We start from the raw sequence: 18006 nt of genomic DNA, 5'->3' as shown, positions 1-18006 counted from the left end.
ACAATGGGACCGTGACCCGCGCATCCCTGGACAAGCAGCCGCACGAAGTCGCTTCGATGTTCGACGACGTGGCGGAACGGTACGACCTGACGAACGACCTGCTGTCGCTCGGGCAGGACCGGGTGTGGCGCCGGGAGGTCGCGAAGGCCGTCGACGCCCGGCCCGCGCAGAAGATCCTGGACCTGGCGGCCGGTACGGCGACCTCGTCCCTCCCCTTCGCCCGCACCGGCGCGTACGTCGTGCCCTGCGACTTCTCCCTCGGCATGCTCCGGGTCGGCAAGAGGAACCACCCCTGGCTGCCGCTCACGGCGGGCGACGCGACGAAGCTGCCCTTCAAGGACGACACCTTCGACGCGGTCACGATCTCCTTCGGACTGCGCAACGTGCAGGACACCGACGCCGCGCTGAGCGAGCTGTACCGGGTGACCAAGCCCGGCGGCCGTGTCGTGATCTGCGAGTTCTCGCACCCCACGTGGGCGCCGTTCCGCACGGTGTACACCGAGTACCTGATGCGCGCGCTGCCGCCGGTCGCCCGCGCGGTCTCCTCCAACCCCGACGCGTACGTCTACCTCGCCGAGTCCATCCGCGCCTGGCCGAACCAGCCCGAACTGGCCGAGCGGCTGCGCAAGGCGGGCTGGTCGAAGGTGGCCTGGCGGAACCTGACGGGCGGCGTCGTGGCGCTGCACCGGGGCTTCAAGCAGGCCTGAGCACGCCTTTCCCGCCGGGCCGGGTCACCTGACGACCGGCCCGGTCACCTGAGGACCTCGAACGGGTCGCCCGGCTCGTCGAGCTCGCGACGCATCCCGCCCGACGGCGGACGTGGCAGCCGCGGCTCGCGCACTCCCGCGCCGCCCTCCGCGTCACCGAGGTCGAACCATACGGTGACCACGGCACCGCGCGGGATCTCGGCGCCGGGCGGGGGATATTGCCGTACGACGTAATCGACGACCGTGAGATGGAAGTCGGGCCGGTCGGGCGCGGCGAGCACCATCCCTCGCGCCTCGGCCGTCTCGCGCGCGTCCATGGCCATCAGGCCCACGAGCCGCGGTACGCGCACTTCGGGTGTCTTGGGTGTTATACGCACAGACGTCACCCCCAGCGGTACCGGAAGGGTAAGCCTCGCCCGTGCCCTTCCGGAAGCCGTAAGGAGACGTGCCCGGCTCCGTCAGAGGGCCAGCCGGTAGCGGTGCCCCTCCTGCCCCGACGCCGGCAGGGTGAACCGCTCGGCGAGCTCCATGCCGAGCCGTCGCGTCACCGCGATGGAGCGTTCGTTGCGGGCGTTGACCATGGCGACGACGTGGCCGACGCCCGCCGCGCGGACCCGCTCCAGGGTGGTGCGGGCGGCCGCCGTGACATACCCCTTGCCCCAGTGCGCCCGCCCCAGCCGCCAGCCGATCTCGATCTGCCCCGTCGGCCCCCAGGCGTGCGGCCACGGCTGCGCGCCGGTGAAGCCGAGCACGTCACCCTCCGAGTCGACCATCGTCCACAGACAGAACCCGTACTCGGCGTCGTGCCGCCGCTGCCGTGCGGTGAGCTCCTCGTACACGGACAACTCGGCCGCCCTGCCCCCGTGGAACTCCATGACCTCAGGGTCGGCGAAGATCCGGTGCCAGGCGAAGGCGTCCTCGTCGGTGGGGACTCGGAGCTGTACGTCGGGGAGAGCTCGGTTCACGGGGCAGCCCTTCAGCCAGGTGATCAGTACCGCTGCATAGACTGCCCATGTCCAGTGCCCGTCGGCACGTTGATTCCGAATCTTGGGGAGAACCCGCCGTGACCGAGCCCCAGCCCCTCTCCGAGAACACCGCCGATGTCATCGTCGTCGGGGCCGGGCCAGCCGGTTCCACCACCGCCTACTACCTGGCCAAGGCCGGACTGGACGTCCTGCTCCTGGAGAAGACCGCGTTCCCGCGCGAGAAGGTGTGCGGTGACGGCCTGACCCCGCGCGCCACCAAGCAGCTCGTGTCGATGGGCATCGACATCTCAGAGGAGGCCGGCTGGCTCCGGAACAAGGGCCTGCGCATCATCGGCGGCGGCGTCCGACTCCAGCTGGACTGGCCGGATCTCGCCTCCTTCCCCGACTACGGCCTCGTACGCAAGCGGGACGACTTCGACGAGCAGCTGGCGCGGCAGGCGCAGAAGGCGGGCGCGCGGCTGTACGAGCGCTGCAATGTCGGCGCCCCGATCATCGACGACCGCACCGGCCGCATCACCGGCGTGCACGCCAAGATCGGCGACGCGGACTCCAAGGAGAAGCGCGAGGTCACCTTCCACGCCCCGCTGGTCGTCGCCGCCGACGGCAACTCCACCCGCCTCTCCCTGGCGATGGGCCTGCACCGCCGCGAGGACCGCCCGATGGGCGTCGCGGTCCGTACGTACTTCACCTCCCCGCGCCACGAGGACGACTACCTGGAGTCGTGGCTGGAGCTGTGGGACAAGCGGGGGCCGGGCGAGGACCGCCTGCTCCCCGGCTACGGCTGGATCTTCGGCATGGGCGACGGCACCTCGAACGTCGGCCTCGGTGTCCTCAACACCTCCAACTCCTTCAAGGAACTGGACTGGCGCGAGGTCCTGAAGGCGTGGTGCGCCTCGATGCCGGAGGACTGGGGCTACACCCCCGAGAACATGACCGGCCCGATCCGCGGCGCCGCCCTCCCCATGGCCTTCAACCGCCAACCGCACTACACCAAGGGCCTGTTGCTGGTCGGCGACGCCGGCGGCCTGGTGAACCCCTTCAACGGTGAGGGCATCGCCTACGCCATGGAGTCCGGCCAGATCGCCGCCGACGTCATCGTCCAGGCCCACGCGCGCGCCACCCCCGGCCAGCGGGAGCTGGCGTTGCAGCGCTACCCGCAGGTCCTCAAGGACACCTTCGGCGGCTACTACACCCTCGGCCGCGCCTTCGTGAAGCTCATCGGCAATCCGAAGGTCATGAAGATCGCCACCCAGCGCGGCCTGACGCACCCCCTGTTGATGAAGTTCACGCTGAAGATGCTCGCGAACCTGACGGACCCGACGGGCGGCGACGCGATGGACCGCATCATCAACGGCCTTTCGAAGGTGGCCCCGAAGGCGTGAGCCCCGCGCGGGCTACCGGCTGAGCTCCGCCTCCTTGTCGGCGCGGCGGGCGAACACCCGCTCGCGCCGGTCCTCCATCTGCCGCAGCGCGTCCCGCCGTTCGCGCTGGGAGAGCCGGTCCAGGTAGATCTGGCCGTTGACGTGGTCGGTCTCGTGCTGGAGGCAGCGGGCGAAGTACCCCGTCCCCTCGATGACCAGAGCGTTCCCGTCCTGGTCGAAGCCGCGTACGACGGCGCGGTCCGGCCGGAGTACGTCCATGACGGCGCCCGGTACGGAAAGGCACCCCTCGCCCTCGTCGAGCAGGCGCCGGCCGGCCGGGTCGAGCGGGTCCAGGACCGGGTTGGCGATGTGCCCGACGTGCCGGACGCCGTCGTCGTCCGGGCAGTCGTACACGAAGAGCCTCAGATCGACACCGACCTGGTTCGCGGCGAGCCCCGCGCCGTCGGCGACATGCATGGTCAGGAACATGTCGGCGATGAGCGCGGCGAGATCGGGACCGAACTCGGTCACGTCCCGGCACGGCCGGTGCAGGACCTCCTCGCCCACCTCGGTGATCCGCCGCACCGATCCGCGCCGGGCCTCCGGCGCGAGTCGCGGATACGCGTCGACGGGCCTTCCCTGAACGAACACACGGGGCATCGCTGTCTCCTTCGGGTGTGAGGATGCTGTGGGTGGCCGGGTCGCGGCCTTCCGGCCTCCGGCGCCGCTCCCTACCCTCCCGTATTCATGACAACAGAACACGCGCAACAGCCTCAGGAGCAGACCGGCCACACCCGCAGACGCTTCCTGGCGGGGGCCGGGGGAGCGGTCGGTGCCGTCGCGTTATGGCCCGGCAGCGCGAGCGCCGCCTCCGGCAAGCACGTCGCCGTACTGGGCGGCGGCGTCTCCGGTCTCAGTGCCGCCCATGAACTCGCCGAGCGGGGTTACGCGGTGACCGTCTACGAGTACTACGACGTCCTCGGCGGCAAGGCCCGCTCGATGGACGCGCCGGGGACGGCGGGCGGCGGACGCAAACCCCTCCCCGGCGAACACGGCTTCCGCTTCTTCCCCGGTTTCTACCGAAACCTCCCGGACACGATGCGCCGGATTCCCTTCCCCGGCAACGCGAACGGCGTCCACGACAACCTCCGCGGCGGCACCGAGGCCCTGTTCGCCCGCGCGGGCGGCCGCCCCGATCTGCACTTCCCCCTGCGGCGGGTGACGACCCCGCCCGCGCCCGGCGACCTCACCCCGTCCTGGATCCGCGACCAGCTCCTGTCCGTCCTCGACCTGGGCACCCGGCTGCCCGCCCACGAGGCGGCGTACTTCGCCGACCGTCTCCTGGTCCACCTCACCAGCTGCGACGCCCGCCGCGAGGACCAGTGGGAGAAGACCTCCTGGTGGGACTTCATCCGCGCCGAGGACATGAGCGAGGAGTACCGGACGCTCCTCGGCATCGGCCAGACCCGCAACCTCGTCGCCACCCGCGCCGAGGTGGCCTCCACCCGGACCGTCGGCCGCGTCATCATCGAGGCCCTGCTGCTGTGGGGCCTCCTCGGCCGCGGTATGGACGGCGACGCCGACATCGACCGCGTGCTCAACGCCCCGACGAGTGAGGCCTGGATCGCCCCCTGGGAGACATATCTGCGCTCCCTGGGCGTCGAGTTCGTGACGCGTACGCAGGTGCGTGAGGTCCTGTACGCGGGCGGGCGTGTCACCGGCGTACGCGTTTCGGCCCCCGACGGCAGCCAGGAACGTACGGTCACCGCCGACCACTACGTCTCCGCGCTCCCCGTCGAGCACGCCCGCGGCACCTGGGGCCCGGCCCTGCGCGCCGCCGACCCGCAGCTCGCCAAGTGCGACGCCCTGAAGACGGACTGGATGGTGGGGATCCAGTTCTATCTGCGCACGCCGACGCCGGTGGTGCACGGGCACATCAACTGCCTCGACTCACCGTGGTCGGTGACGGGCATCGGACAGGCCCAGTTCTGGGACGTACGCGACTTTTCGGCCGACTACGGAGACGGCACCGCCCACGACTGCCTCTCCGCGATCGTCTCGGAGTGGGACAAGCCCGGGATCCTGTACGGCAAGACGGCCCGTGAGTGCACCAAGGAAGAGATCGTCGCCGAGACCTGGGCGCAGCTCAAGGACGGCCTCAACGACTCCGGGAAGACCACGCTCACGGACGCCGACCGGCTCGGCTGGTTCATGGACCCGGCGGTGACGGGACTCGGCGGCCCGGACCCGCAGAACCGCGAGCCGCTCCTCATCCATCCGACGGGAACCCTCTACAACCGCCCCTCCGCCCGGACCGCGGTACCGAATTTCTTCCTCGCCGGCGACTACGTGCGCACCGACGTGGACCTGGCGACCATGGAGGGCGCCAACGAGTCCGCGCGCCGGGCGGTCAACGCGCTGCTGGACGCGGACCATTCGGGCGCCGAGCGCTGTGAGATCCGGGAGCTGTACCGGCCGCCGGAGATGGAGCCGCTCAAGCGCGTGGACGAACTCCGCTACAAACTGGGCCTGCCCAACACATTCGACCTCGGATAGGGCGAATCGGAAGAGCTGAACGAGATGGGGCGAATGGGGTAGCCGAAAGGGCCGCTGCCCGATGGGGGAGCGGCCCTCCGGAAGACACCCGCGCGTCAGAGAACGCGCACCGCGCCCGTGGCCGGGTAGCCCGAAAGGTCCTGAATCACCACACCCTTGGAGGGGTTGGCGGCGTCCAGGTACTGGCCGTTGCCGATGTACACACCCACGTGGTACGCCGAACCGGCCGAACCCCAGTACAGGATGTCGCCGACCTGGATGTTGGACAGCGAGACCGGCGTACCGGACGTCGACTGGTCCTGCGAGACGCGCGGCAGGTCGACGCCGACCTGCTTGAACGCGGCCTGCACGAGACCGGAGCAGTCCCACGCGTTGGGGCCGGTGCCGCCCATGACGTAGGCGTCGCCGACCTGCGCCTTGAGGAAGGCGATGACGGTCGCGACACTGCCGCTGGCGGGGGCCGAGACGCTCGTGGACGCGGATGCGGACAGAGTGGTCCGCGCGGAGGAACGCGAGACGGCCTCGGCGGCGGCGGCCTTGCGCGCGGCCTCGGCCGCCTTCTTCTTGGCCTCCGCCTTCTCCTTGGCGTCCGCGAGGTCGGCCTTGGCCTGCTTTGCGGCCTTCGCGGCGGCCGCGTCACGCTCAGCCTGCAGCTCGTAGTTCGCCGCGGCCTGCTGCGTGGCGTCCGCGGACTGCGCGACCTGGGCGGCCAGGTCGGCCGTCAGGGCGGGCAGTTCGAGGGTCTGCGTCGTGGACTCGGCGGCGTTCGCCGAACCGGACGCACCAGCCACTGCCAGGGTGCTGAGAACGCCACCGGCAACTCCGGCGCGCATCGCGAGCGACGACGCGTTGCGGCGGGGCTTCCGGTGGCTTCGTATGTGAGCGGTGTGGGACATGAGTACAAGCGGTACCAGGGGGTCCTCCATACCTTCAAGAAACGTGTGCTGCGCCACAGTTGTTCAATCCACGGCCGAATTCAACGCGCGTCACCCTTTATTGACGCCGTAACGGGCATTGCGGACACGGCCCATCAAGCCCGTGATCAAGGCCTTTCCGTATTACGTCCGAATTGCCCGTCGCCTACCACCGGTTGAAGCGGATGGCCAAGCCCGGCTTATCTGACCCATAGGGAGATGTGGCGCAGGTCACGGAACGGCCACCGCGGCGGTGGCGTCTCGCGCGTGAGTCCCGGCCGCCTCCGCTCGTGAACGCGTGCACGCGTCCACACCCGGCCGCGCAACTCCCCCCGAAGTGTGAACGCGCTCCTCTATCAAGGCTCCGCGTCCATCACCAATTTGCATGCAGAGGAACTCTCTTGATATGGAGACGCCGCCCTGGACCTGCGGTGACGAGCGGAAATGTCACCTCTGGTGATCACTCGGACGCTTCGCGTATGAAGATCACCGCTCATCCGACTTCATGATCGTTCGTCAGGTGGTGGAGATCACAAAGCTTGTGCAATACCCCGTGTCGCAGATCACAGACCGGCGGGCATAAGATGCGAGGCAGTTGGGCTTGTGACCTGCTTCACATGTTCGCGATCTTCACCGGGACGGGTGTGGTTCGTGGGGCTGGTGAGGCAGAAGTGCTTGCCCGCCGAACCGCCACCAGTCAGTGCCGACTGAGAGGAGCGAGGAGCGTGAACGCGTATGCGCCGATCCTCGTACTGGGAGCCCTCGGGGCAGGCTTTGCGATCTTCTCCGTGGTCATGGCCACGCTGATCGGTCCGAAGCGGTACAACCGCGCCAAGCTCGAAGCGTACGAGTGCGGTATCGAGCCGACCCCCACGCCGGCCGGCGGCGGGCGGTTCCCCATCAAGTACTACCTGACGGCGATGCTCTTCATCGTCTTCGACATCGAGATCGTCTTCCTCTACCCCTGGGCCGTCACCTTCGACGCCCTGGGTGTTTTCGGGCTCGTGGAGATGTTGCTCTTCGTGCTCACCGTCTTCGTCGCGTACGCGTACGTATGGCGGCGCGGCGGCCTGGAATGGGACTGAGGGGCCTTTAAGACATGGGACTCGAAGAAAAGCTGCCGAGCGGATTCCTGCTGACCACCGTCGAGCAGGCCGCGGGCTGGGTGCGCAAGGCGTCCGTCTTCCCCGCCACGTTCGGACTCGCCTGCTGCGCCATCGAGATGATGACGACCGGCGCGGGGCGCTACGACCTGGCGCGCTTCGGTATGGAGGTCTTCCGTGGATCGCCGCGCCAGGCGGACCTGATGATCGTGGCCGGCCGGGTCAGCCAGAAGATGGCGCCGGTGCTGCGGCAGGTCTATGACCAGATGCCCAACCCCAAGTGGGTGATCTCCATGGGGGTTTGCGCATCATCAGGTGGAATGTTCAATAACTACGCCATTGTGCAGGGAGTCGACCACATCGTCCCGGTCGACATCTATTTGCCCGGCTGTCCGCCGCGGCCCGAGATGCTGATGGACGCGATCCTCAAGCTCCACCAGAAGATCCAGACCTCCAAGCTCGGCGTGAATGCCGAGGAGGCGGCCCGCGAGGCGGAGGAAGCGGCGCTCAAGGCGCTTCCCACCATCGAGATGAAGGGCCTGCTGCGGTGAGCGACGCGAACAGCAACGGGGTCAACCCCGAGAAGGACCTCGGCGCCTCGAACCTCCCCGGCCAGCGCGGCGACGGCGGCGAGGAGATCCGCGTCCAGCGCGGCATGTTCGGCGCCAACAACGGCGGCGACACCTCCGGCTATGGCGGCCTGGTCCGCTCCGTCCGGCTCCCCGGCCCGGCCACCCGCCCCTACGGCGGCTGGTTCGACGAGGTCGCCGACGAACTGGAAGGCGCCCTGGAGGAACAGGGGCTCGTCCCCGAGAACGCCATCGAGAAGACGATCGTCGACCGCGACGAGCTCACCTTCCACATCGAACGCGAGTACCTGGTCCGTGTCGCCCAGACCCTGCGCGACGACCCGGCCCTCCGCTTCGAACTGTGCACGGGCGTGAGCGGAGTGCACTACCTCGGTGACAAGGGCCGCGAGCTGCACGCCATCTACCACCTGCGCTCGATCACCCACAACCGGCTGATCCGCCTGGAGGTCAGCGCCCCCGACGCCGACCCGCACATCCCCTCGCTCGTCTCCGTCTATCCCACGAACGACTGGCACGAGCGCGAGACGTACGACTTCTTCGGGCTGATCTTCGACGGTCACCCGGCGCTGACGCGGATCATGATGCCGGACGACTGGCAGGGCTTCCCGCAGCGCAAGGACTACCCCCTCGGTGGCATCCCCATCGAGTACAAGGGCGCCCAGATCCCGGCTCCGGACCAGCGGAGGTCGTACTCATGAGCACGCAGACCCCTTCTTCCGCGGCATCACCCGCTTCGGGCCGCGAGACGACCGAGGGAACCGTATATACGGTCACCGGCGGCGACTGGGACGAGATCGCCCAGTCCGCGGCGAAGTCCGACGATGAGCGCATCATCGTCAACATGGGGCCGCAGCATCCGTCCACGCACGGCGTGCTCCGGCTCATCCTGGAGATCGACGGCGAGACGGTCACCGAGGCCCGCTGCGGCATCGGCTACCTCCACACCGGCATCGAGAAGAACCTCGAATACCGCACGTGGACCCAGGGCACCACGTACGTGACGCGCATGGACTACCTGACGCCGTTCTTCAACGAGACGGCGTACTGCCTCGCCGTCGAGAAACTCCTCGGCATCACGGACCAGATCCCCGACCGCGCCACGATCATCCGCGTGCTCCTGATGGAGCTGAACCGGCTCTCCTCCCACCTGGTGTGCATCGCCACCGGCGGCATGGAGCTGGGCGCCACCACGATCATGATCTACGGCTTCCGTGATCGTGAACTCATTCTCGACATCTACGAGCTGATCACCGGCCTGCGGATGAACCACGCGTTCATCCGCCCCGGCGGACTCGCCCAGGACCTGCCCCCGGGCGCGGTGGACCAGATCCGTGAGTTCGTGAAGAAGATGAACAAGAACCTTCCCGAGTACGACAAGCTCGCCACCGGGAACCCCATCTTCAAGGCCCGTATGCAGGACGTCGGCTACCTGGACCTGGCCGGCTGCATGGCCCTCGGCGCCACCGGCCCGATCCTCCGCTCGGCCGGCCTGCCGCACGACCTGCGCAAGTCGCAGCCGTACTGCGGCTACGAGACGTACGACTTCGACGTCCCGACCGCCGACACCTGCGACTCCTACGGGCGCTTCCTGATCCGGCTGGAGGAGATGCGCCAGTCGCTGCGGATCGTCGAGCAGTGCCTGGACCGGCTGCAGCCCGGCCCGGTCATGGTCGCCGACAAGAAGATCGCCTGGCCCGCCCAGCTCGCGCTCGGCCCCGACGGTCTCGGCAACTCACTCGACCACATCAAGAAGATCATGGGCACCTCCATGGAGGCCCTGATCCACCACTTCAAGCTGGTGACCGAGGGCTTCCGAGTCCCGCCGGGACAGGCGTACGCGGCGATCGAGTCACCCAAGGGCGAACTCGGGGTGCACGTCGTTTCCGACGGAGGCACCCGCCCCTACCGGGTCCACTACCGTGACCCGTCCTTCACCAACCTGCAGGCCATGGCGGCGATGTGCGAGGGCGGCCAGGTCGCCGACGTCATCGTCGCCGTCGCGTCCATCGACCCTGTGATGGGAGGCGTCGACCGGTGACCACCACCCCCGAGGGCGTCAGCCTGGGCATGCCCCAACTGCCCGCGCCCGACTACCCGGACGACGTTCGAGCCCGGCTCGAAGCGGACGCGCGCGAGATCATCGCCCGCTACCCGGACTCCCGCTCGGCGCTCCTTCCGTTGCTGCATCTCGTGCAGTCGGAGGAGGGCCACGTCACGCGCACGGGCATGCGGTTCTGCGCGGACGTGCTGCGTCTGACCACGGCCGAGGTCACCGCGGTCGCGACCTTCTACTCGATGTACCGGCGCAAGCCGAGCGGTGACTACCAGGTGGGTGTCTGCACCAACACCCTGTGCGCGGTCATGGGCGGCGACGCGATCTTCGAGGCCCTCCAGGACCACCTGGGCGTCGGCAACGGCGAGACCACCGGCGACGGCAAGGTCACCCTGGAGCACATCGAGTGCAACGCGGCCTGCGACTTCGCGCCGGTCGTGATGGTCAACTGGGAGTTCTTCGACAACCAGACCGTGGACTCCGCCAAGCGCCTCGTCGACGAGCTGCGCGCGGGAGCACAGGTCGAACCCACCCGCGGCGCCCCCATGTGCACCTTCAAGGACACCGCCCGGATCCTGGCGGGCTTCCCCGACGAGCGCGAGGGCGCCGTGGAGGCCGGCGGCAGCGCGGGCCCGGCATCACTGATCGGGCTGCGCCTGGCCAAGGGCGAGACGCAGCCTGCGCGCGTAGTACATCCGCGTGGTGAGGGTCCTCAGGACGAGCGGCCTGCCGGCCCGGCCGTAGAGGAGGGGGAGTGATGACCTTGGCACCCGAGAATGGGGGCACCGCCCGCGTGAGCGAGTTCGAGCGTGGGGGAGAGACCAGCCCCGAGAAGCTGCTCACACCCGTGCTGTCGGCCTTCTGGGACGAGGAGAAGTCCTGGACGCTCGATGTCTACCGAAGGCACGAGGGGTACGAGGGCCTGCGCAAGGCGCTCGCGATGTCGCCCGACGACGTGATCGCGTACGTCAAGGACTCCGGGCTGCGCGGCCGAGGTGGTGCGGGATTCCCCACCGGAATGAAGTGGCAGTTCATTCCTCAGGGTGATGGCAAACCTCACTATCTAGTTGTCAACGCCGACGAGTCGGAGCCGGGAACCTGCAAGGACATCCCGCTCCTCTTCGCGAACCCGCATAGCCTCATCGAGGGCATTGTGATCGCGTGTTATGCCATCCGGTCTTCGCATGCCTTCATCTATCTGCGCGGTGAAGTGGTCCCCGTATTGCGGCGGTTGCACGAGGCCGTGCGTGAGGCCTACGCGGCGGGCTACCTCGGCGAGAACATCCTGGGCAGCGGACTCGACCTCCAACTCACCGTGCACGCGGGCGCCGGCGCGTACATCTGCGGTGAGGAGACCGCACTGCTCGACTCGCTCGAAGGCCGCCGTGGTCAACCGCGGCTTCGTCCCCCTTTCCCTGCCGTCGCGGGCCTCTACGCGTGCCCGACTGTGGTGAATAACGTCGAATCGATCGCGTCAGTTCCCGCAATTCTCCACAAAGGCAAGGAATGGTTCAGGTCGATGGGGAGCGAGAAGTCCCCCGGCTTCACGCTCTACTCGCTCAGCGGCCACGTCACCAACCCCGGCCAGTACGAAGCCCCGCTCGGCATCACCCTCCGTCAGCTCCTCGACATGAGCGGCGGGATGAGGCCCGGCCACCGGCTGAAGTTCTGGACGCCGGGCGGCTCCTCGACCCCGATGTTCACCGACGAGCACCTCGACGTCCCTCTTGATTACGAAGGAGTGGGTGCCGCGGGTTCCATGCTCGGCACCAAAGCGCTCCAGTGCTTCGACGAGACGACCTGCGTCGTCCGCGCCGTCACCCGCTGGACCGAGTTCTACGCCCACGAGTCCTGCGGCAAGTGCACGCCGTGCCGCGAAGGAACGTACTGGCTCGTGCAGTTGCTGCGCGACATCGAGGCCGGCAAGGGCGTCATGTCCGACCTCGACAAGCTGAACGACATCGCCGACAACATCAACGGCAAGTCGTTCTGCGCCCTCGGCGACGGCGCCGCCTCGCCGATCTTCTCCTCGCTCAAGTACTTCCGCGAGGAGTACGAGCAGCACATCACGGGCCGCGGCTGCCCCTTTGACCCGGCCAAGTCCACGGCTTGGGCCGATCGCACGGAGGTGAACGCATGACAGTGACCACCAGCGCTCCCTCCGGAGGCGGGGAGGCGGCGGTCCCGCGGGAAGATCTCGTCTCGCTGACGATCGACGGCGTGGAGATCAGCGTGCCCAAGGGCACCCTGGTCATCCGGGCCGCCGAACAACTCGGCATCGAGATCCCCCGGTTCTGCGACCATCCGCTGCTCGACCCGGCCGGCGCCTGCCGCCAGTGCATCGTCGAGGTCGAGGGCCAGCGCAAGCCCATGGCGTCCTGCACGATCACCTGTACGGACGGGATGGTCGTCAAGACCCACCTCACCTCGCCCGCCGCCGAAAAGGCCCAGAAGGGTGTGATGGAGCTCCTGCTCATCAACCACCCGCTGGACTGCCCGGTCTGCGACAAGGGCGGCGAGTGCCCGCTGCAGAACCAGGCCATGTCGCACGGCCACTCCGAGTCCCGCTTCGAGGGCAGGAAGCGGACGTACGAGAAGCCGGTCCCGATCTCCACCCAGGTGCTGCTCGACCGCGAACGATGTGTGCTGTGCGCCCGCTGCACCCGGTTCTCCAACCAGATCGCCGGCGACCCGATGATCGAGCTGCTCGAGCGGGGCGCGCTCCAGCAGGTCGGCACCGGCGAGGGCGACCCCTTCGAGTCGTACTTCTCCGGGAACACCATCCAGATCTGCCCGGTCGGTGCGCTGACGTCGGCGGCGTATCGCTTCCGCTCGCGCCCCTTCGACCTCATCTCCTCGCACTCCGTGTGCGAACACTGCTCCGGCGGCTGCGCCACCCGCACCGACCACCGGCGCGGCAAGGTCATGCGCCGCCTCGCCGCTCCCGACCCGGAGGTCAACGAGGAGTGGCTCTGCGACAAGGGGCGGTTCGGGTTCCGCTACGCGCAGCAGCGGGACCGCCTGGACACGCCTCTCGTCCGCAACGCCGACGGTGTCCTTGAACCCGCCTCCTGGCCGGAGGCGCTCGAAGCGGCGGCCGAAGGGCTGCTGGCGGCCCGCGGCAGGACCGGCGTCCTGACCGGTGGCCGGCTCACCGTCGAAGACGCCTACGCCTACAGCAAGTTCGCGCGCGTGGCCCTCGACACGAACGACATCGACTTCCGCGCGCGCGTGCACAGCGCCGAGGAGGCCGACTTCCTGGCCGCCCGGGTCGCCGGACGCGGTCGGGACCTCGACGGTACGGGCGTCACGTACACCTCTCTGGAGAAGGCGCCCGCCGTTCTGCTCGTCGGGTTCGAGTCCGAGGAGGAGGCCCCCGGCGTCTTCCTGCGGCTGCGCAAGGCGTGGCGGGGGCACGGGCAGAAGACCTTCTCGCTCGCCACGTACGCGACGCGCGGCCTGGAGAAGGCGGGCGGCACGCTGCTGCCCGCCGCTCCCGGCACCGAGACCGAGTGGCTGGACGCCCTCGCGAGCGGCGTCGGCCTGGAGGGCGACGGCGCCAAAGCCTCCGAGGCCCTGCGCGCCGAAGGCGCCGTGATCGTCGTGGGCGAGCGCCTAGCCGCGGTGGCGGGCGGGCTCACCGCCGCCGTACGGGCCACGTCCGCGACCGGCGCCCACCTGGTGTGGATTCCGCGCCGGGCCGGGGAGCGCGGCGCGATCGAGGCGGGCGCGCTGCCTTCGCTGCTGCCGGGCGGACGTCCGGCCACCGACCCGCGCGCGCGGGACGAGGTCGCGGCCGCCTGGGGCGTCTCCGAACTCCCGCACCGCTACGGACGCGACACCGGCCAGATCGTCGAGGCCGCCGCCGGGGGCGAACTGCGGGCCCTGCTGGTCGCCGGCGTGGAGATCGCCGACCTTCCGGACCCGGCACGCGCGCGTAGGGCACTGTCCGAAGTGGGCTTCCTGGTGTCGCTGGAACTGCGCCCCGGCGAGGTCACCGAGCACGCCGACGTCGTCCTTCCGGTCGCCGCGGTCGCCGAGAAGCCGGGCACCTTCCTCAACTGGGAAGGCCGGGTCCGCCTCTTCGAGGCGGCACTCAAGCCGGACCAGATGACCCGTCGCCTGGCGCCCACCGACGCGCGCGTCCTGCAGATGCTCGCCGACGCCATGGACGTACACCTGGGTCTGCCGGACCTGCGCACCACGCGCGGGGAACTGGACCGGCTCGGCGCCTGGGACGGACCGCGGGCCACCGAACCCCTGGAGGTGGCGGCCCAGTTGCCGCGTCCCGCCGCCGGAGAGGCCGTACTGGCAGGCCACCGGATGCTGCTCGACCAGGGCCGCCTCCAGGAGGGCGACGACGCGCTCGCCGGGACCCGGCACGCCGCACGCGCGCGTGTGTCGGCCGCCACGGCCGCCGAGGCCGGCGTCAAGAACGGCGACGTCCTCGCCGTGACCGGCCCCTCCGGAGTGGTCGAACTCCCGCTGGAGATCACCGAGATGCCCGACCGCGTGGTCTGGCTCCCGCTGAACTCCACCGGAGGGGGCGTCGCCTCCGACACCGGGGCGCTGCCCGGCGCACTCGTCCGCATCGGCCCGGCGACCCTCGCCGCCGAGGCCCCCAAGGAGGTGGAGGCATGAGCCCGTACCTCGCCGCTGAAGACCTCTCCATGTTCGGCCGCGACCCCTGGTGGCTGGTCGTCATCAAGGCGGTCTTCTGCTTCGCCTTCCTGATGGTGACCGTGCTGTTCTCCATCGTGTGGGAGCGCAAGGTCGTCGCCTGGATGCAGCTGCGCATCGGCCCCAACCGGCACGGCCCCTGGGGGATGCTCCAGTCGCTCGCCGACGGCGTCAAACTGATGCTCAAGGAAGACGTCATCGTCAAACGCGCGGACAAGGTGGTCTACGTCCTCGCGCCGATCGTCGCGGCCATCCCGGCCTTCATGGCGATCGCGGTGATCCCCTTCGGGCCCGCCGACAACGAGATCTCGATCTTCGGGCAGCGCACCACGATGCAGCTCACCGACCTGCCGATCGCGATGCTCTACATCCTCGCGGTCGCCTCGGTGGGCATCTACGGGATCGTGCTGGCCGGCTGGAGTTCTGGATCCACCTATCCGCTGCTGGGTGGCCTGCGGTCCTGCGCGCAGATGATCTCCTACGAGATCGCCATGGGCGCCGCCTTCGCCTCGGTGTTCCTCTACTCCGGGTCGATGTCGACCTCGACGATCGTCGAGCAGCAGCACGACCGCTGGTACATCATCCTGCTGCCGGTCTCCTTCGTGATCTACATCATCACGATGGTCGGCGAGACCAACCGCGCCCCCTTCGACATGCCGGAGTCCGAGGGCGACCTGGTCGGCGGCTTCAACACCGAGTACTCGTCCATCAAGTTCGCGCTGTTCATGCTCGCCGAGTACGTGAACATGGTGACGGTCTCGGCCGTGTCGACCACGCTCTTCCTGGGCGGCTGGCGGGCCCCCTGGCCGATCAGCACCTTCTGGGAGGGCGCCAACCACGGCTGGTGGCCGATGGCCTGGTTCGTGCTGAAGGTGCAGCTGCTGCTGTTCTTCTTCATCTGGCTGCGCGGCACGCTCCCGCGCGTCCGCTACGACCAGCTGATGAAGCTCGGCTGGAAGGTCCTCATCCCGGTCTCCGTGGTCTGGCTCATGCTCGTCGCGACCGTACGGACGCTGCGGAACGAGAACTACGACTTCGCGGACATCGCCCTGTACGTCGGTGGAGGCGTCCTCGCCTTGCTGCTGCTGTCGTTCGCCGCGGACATCTTCCGCGACAAGCAGGGCGCTCAGGAGGCGCCCGCCGAACCCGCCGCCTTCGACCCGATGGCCGGTGGATTCCCGGTACCGCCGCTGCCGGGACAGGAGCTGCCGCCGGTGCCGCGGCGCCGCCCGCGCCGCGAGCGGGAGCTGATTGTCAGTGGTGGGTCCGATACTGCGAGTGACGGATCAATTGGCGGATCTCGTGACGGAAAGGAGGGGTCCGATGGCTGAGGAGCCGAAGGAGACCGGGCAGACGAAGCCTGGCTTCCAGAACCCCGTCGCCGGCTTCGGCGTGACCTTCAAGGCCATGTTCAAGAAGCGGCTGACCGAGCAGTACCCGGAGCAGCAGAAGACCACGGCCCCGCGGTTCCACGGCCGGCACCAGCTCAACCGCCATCCGGACGGCCTGGAGAAGTGCGTCGGCTGCGAGCTGTGCGCCTGGGCCTGTCCGGCGGACGCCATCTATGTGGAGGGCGCGGACAACACCGACGAGGAGCGCTACTCGCCGGGCGAGCGGTACGGCCGCGTCTACCAGATCAACTACGCCCGCTGCATTCTGTGCGGCCTGTGCATCGAGGCGTGCCCCACGCGCGCGTTGACGATGACGAACGAGTTCGAGCTGGCCGACTCGAGCCGCGCCAACCTCATCTACACCAAGGAGCAGCTGCTCGCCGGTCTCGAAGAGGGCATGGTCGACACACCGCACTCGATCTTCCCCGGCACGGACGAGCAGGACTACTACCGGGGCCTGGTGACCGAGGCGGCACCCGGCACGGTGCGCCAAGTCGCTGTCTCCAAGGGCGAGCAGCCCGCTGGAGAGGAGGTGGAGGCATGAGCAATCTGGCCGCCTACTCCACCTCCACCGGAGAGGCCTTCCAGTTCTGGGTCCTCGGCACTGTCGCCGTGATCGGCGCCCTGTGCACCGTCTTCATGAAGAAGTCCGTGCACAGCGCACTGTGCCTCGCCGGGACCATGATCGTCCTAGCGGTGTTCTACCTCGCCAACGGCGCGTACTTCCTGGGCGTCGTGCAGATCGTCGTCTACACCGGCGCGATCATGATGCTGTTCCTGTTCGTGGTCATGCTCGTCGGTGTCACCGCGGCGGACTCCCTGAAGGAGACCATCAAGGGCCAGCGCTGGCTGGCCCTGGTGTGCGGCCTCGGTTTCGGCGTCCTGCTGATCGCGGGCATCGGCAACGCGTCCATCAAGGACTTCAACGGCCTGGGCAAGGCGAACGCGAACGGCAATGTGGAGGGCCTCGCCGCCCTCATCTTCACGAAGTACGTGTTCGCCTTCGAAATCACCGGTGCTCTGCTCATCACGGCCGCCGTCGGCGCCATGGTGCTCACGCACCGCGAGCGCACCGAGCGCGCCAAGACCCAGCGCGAGCTGTCCGAGCAGCGCGTACGGGAGGGCAAGCACGTACCGCCGCTCCCGGCGCCCGGTGTCTACGCCCGGCACAACGCGGTGGACATCGCGGGCCTCCTCCCGGACGGCACCCCGTCCGAGCTGACCGTCAACAAGACGCTGCGGGAGCGCGGCCAGATCCGGGACGTGTCCTCCGAGGCGCTGAGCGATCTGAAGGCCCTGGAGCAGCGCGCCGAGGAGCGTCTGGAGCGCGCGAAGCCGGAGGAGGCGTCCAAGTGAACCCGGTCAACTACCTCTATCTCGCCGCCCTGTTGTTCACGATCGGTGCCACCGGCGTACTGATCAGGCGGAACGCGATCGTGGTGTTCATGTGCGTCGAGCTCATGCTCAACGCCTGCAACCTCGCGTTCGTGGTCTTCTCCCGTATGCACGGCAATCTCGACGGCCAGATCATCGCCTTCTTCACGATGGTCGTCGCCGCCGCGGAGGTCGTGGTCGGGCTCGCGATCATCGTGTCGCTGTTCCGTTCCCGCCACTCGGCCTCGGTCGACGACGCCAGCCTGATGAAGCTGTAAGGGGTCGCTGAAT

General features: G+C 68.8%; 18 protein-coding genes. 14 read left to right on the top strand and 4 right to left on the bottom strand.

The annotated features are described in order from the left end of the window. The first annotated feature begins 11 nt into the window (after nt 1-11). Nucleotides 12-707, top strand: a complete 696-nt coding sequence (locus OIC96_RS19635) for a demethylmenaquinone methyltransferase (protein WP_330306601.1) — start codon at nt 12-14, stop codon at nt 705-707. Between the two features lie 44 nt (nt 708-751). Here the strand turns inward: OIC96_RS19635 and OIC96_RS19630 are convergent, their stop codons facing one another. Together OIC96_RS19630 and OIC96_RS19625 are read right to left on the bottom strand one after the other, a co-directional pair. Further along, nucleotides 752-1084, bottom strand: a complete 333-nt coding sequence (locus OIC96_RS19630; protein ID WP_330306602.1) for a PASTA domain-containing protein — start codon at nt 1082-1084, stop codon at nt 752-754. An 81-nt stretch (nt 1085-1165) separates the two neighbouring features. Beyond that, complete coding sequence (locus tag OIC96_RS19625; RefSeq protein WP_330306603.1) at nt 1166-1672, bottom strand: GNAT family N-acetyltransferase; 507 nt, start codon at nt 1670-1672, stop codon at nt 1166-1168. A 98-nt stretch (nt 1673-1770) separates the two neighbouring features. On the opposite strand from OIC96_RS19625, the gene OIC96_RS19620 reads away from it, so the two are divergent. Further along, on the top strand, nt 1771-3075 hold the full coding sequence (locus tag OIC96_RS19620) for a geranylgeranyl reductase family protein (RefSeq protein WP_330306604.1): 1305 nt from the start codon (nt 1771-1773) through the stop codon (nt 3073-3075). Between the two features lie 12 nt (nt 3076-3087). Here the strand turns inward: OIC96_RS19620 and def are convergent, their stop codons facing one another. After that, complete coding sequence (def, locus tag OIC96_RS19615; RefSeq protein ID WP_330306605.1) at nt 3088-3714, bottom strand: peptide deformylase; 627 nt, start codon at nt 3712-3714, stop codon at nt 3088-3090. A gap of 87 nt (nt 3715-3801) precedes the next feature. Here def and OIC96_RS19610 point away from each other — a divergent pair, with 87 nt between their 5' ends. Further along, the gene (locus OIC96_RS19610) at nt 3802-5610 is read left to right on the top strand and encodes a hydroxysqualene dehydroxylase (protein WP_330306606.1); all 1809 of its coding nucleotides are present in this window, start codon (nt 3802-3804) and stop codon (nt 5608-5610) included. A 95-nt stretch (nt 5611-5705) separates the two neighbouring features. On the opposite strand, the gene OIC96_RS19605 is transcribed toward OIC96_RS19610, so the two are convergent. Continuing rightward, nucleotides 5706-6536: a C40 family peptidase gene (locus OIC96_RS19605; RefSeq protein WP_327430847.1), complete on the bottom strand. Its 831-nt coding sequence runs from the start codon at nt 6534-6536 to the stop codon at nt 5706-5708. A gap of 713 nt (nt 6537-7249) precedes the next feature. Here OIC96_RS19605 and OIC96_RS19600 point away from each other — a divergent pair. From OIC96_RS19600 to nuoK, 11 genes are read left to right on the top strand one after another with little or no spacing between them, the layout of a single operon-like run. Continuing rightward, a complete protein-coding gene (locus OIC96_RS19600; protein WP_007383963.1) occupies nt 7250-7609 on the top strand; it encodes an NADH-quinone oxidoreductase subunit A in 360 nt (119 codons plus the stop codon). A gap of 14 nt (nt 7610-7623) precedes the next feature. Continuing rightward, the gene (locus tag OIC96_RS19595; RefSeq protein WP_003998928.1) at nt 7624-8178 is read left to right on the top strand and encodes a NuoB/complex I 20 kDa subunit family protein; all 555 of its coding nucleotides are present in this window, start codon (nt 7624-7626) and stop codon (nt 8176-8178) included. Continuing rightward, nucleotides 8175-8915 carry an NADH-quinone oxidoreductase subunit C gene (locus OIC96_RS19590; RefSeq protein WP_330306607.1) on the top strand — a complete coding sequence of 247 codons (741 nt, stop codon included), beginning with the start codon at nt 8175-8177 and terminating at the stop codon, nt 8913-8915. The genes OIC96_RS19595 and OIC96_RS19590 overlap by 4 nt, the downstream gene beginning before the upstream one ends. Continuing rightward, on the top strand, nt 8912-10255 hold the full coding sequence (locus tag OIC96_RS19585; RefSeq protein WP_330306608.1) for an NADH-quinone oxidoreductase subunit D: 1344 nt from the start codon (nt 8912-8914) through the stop codon (nt 10253-10255). Before OIC96_RS19590 ends, OIC96_RS19585 begins: the two co-directional genes overlap by 4 nt. Nucleotides 10256-10284: 29 nt before the next feature. Further along, the gene (gene nuoE / locus OIC96_RS19580) at nt 10285-11028 is read left to right on the top strand and encodes an NADH-quinone oxidoreductase subunit NuoE (RefSeq protein ID WP_330310239.1); all 744 of its coding nucleotides are present in this window, start codon (nt 10285-10287) and stop codon (nt 11026-11028) included. Beyond that, a complete protein-coding gene (nuoF, locus tag OIC96_RS19575; RefSeq protein ID WP_330306609.1) occupies nt 11028-12410 on the top strand; it encodes an NADH-quinone oxidoreductase subunit NuoF in 1383 nt (460 codons plus the stop codon). The genes nuoE and nuoF overlap by 1 nt, the downstream gene beginning before the upstream one ends. Continuing rightward, nucleotides 12407-14911 carry an NADH-quinone oxidoreductase subunit G gene (locus OIC96_RS19570; protein ID WP_330306610.1) on the top strand — a complete coding sequence of 835 codons (2505 nt, stop codon included), beginning with the start codon at nt 12407-12409 and terminating at the stop codon, nt 14909-14911. The genes nuoF and OIC96_RS19570 overlap by 4 nt, the downstream gene beginning before the upstream one ends. Further along, nucleotides 14908-16281 (top strand): NADH-quinone oxidoreductase subunit NuoH, encoded by a 1374-nt coding sequence (gene nuoH, locus OIC96_RS19565; RefSeq protein WP_330306611.1) that lies wholly within the window; start codon nt 14908-14910, stop codon nt 16279-16281. The genes OIC96_RS19570 and nuoH overlap by 4 nt, the downstream gene beginning before the upstream one ends. Beyond that, on the top strand, nt 16274-16885 hold the full coding sequence (gene nuoI, locus OIC96_RS19560) for an NADH-quinone oxidoreductase subunit NuoI (protein WP_327430853.1): 612 nt from the start codon (nt 16274-16276) through the stop codon (nt 16883-16885). Before nuoH ends, nuoI begins: the two co-directional genes overlap by 8 nt. Further along, a complete protein-coding gene (locus OIC96_RS19555; RefSeq protein WP_330306612.1) occupies nt 16882-17697 on the top strand; it encodes an NADH-quinone oxidoreductase subunit J in 816 nt (271 codons plus the stop codon). Before nuoI ends, OIC96_RS19555 begins: the two co-directional genes overlap by 4 nt. After that, nucleotides 17694-17993 carry an NADH-quinone oxidoreductase subunit NuoK gene (nuoK, locus tag OIC96_RS19550; RefSeq protein WP_018568277.1) on the top strand — a complete coding sequence of 100 codons (300 nt, stop codon included), beginning with the start codon at nt 17694-17696 and terminating at the stop codon, nt 17991-17993. The genes OIC96_RS19555 and nuoK overlap by 4 nt, the downstream gene beginning before the upstream one ends. The last annotated feature ends 13 nt before the right edge of the window (nt 17994-18006 follow it).

The organism is Streptomyces sp. NBC_00775, from assembly GCF_036347135.1.
Classification (GTDB): Bacteria; Actinomycetota; Actinomycetes; order Streptomycetales; family Streptomycetaceae; genus Streptomyces; species Streptomyces lutosisoli.
This window is presented reverse-complemented; position numbering and strand designations above follow the sequence as displayed.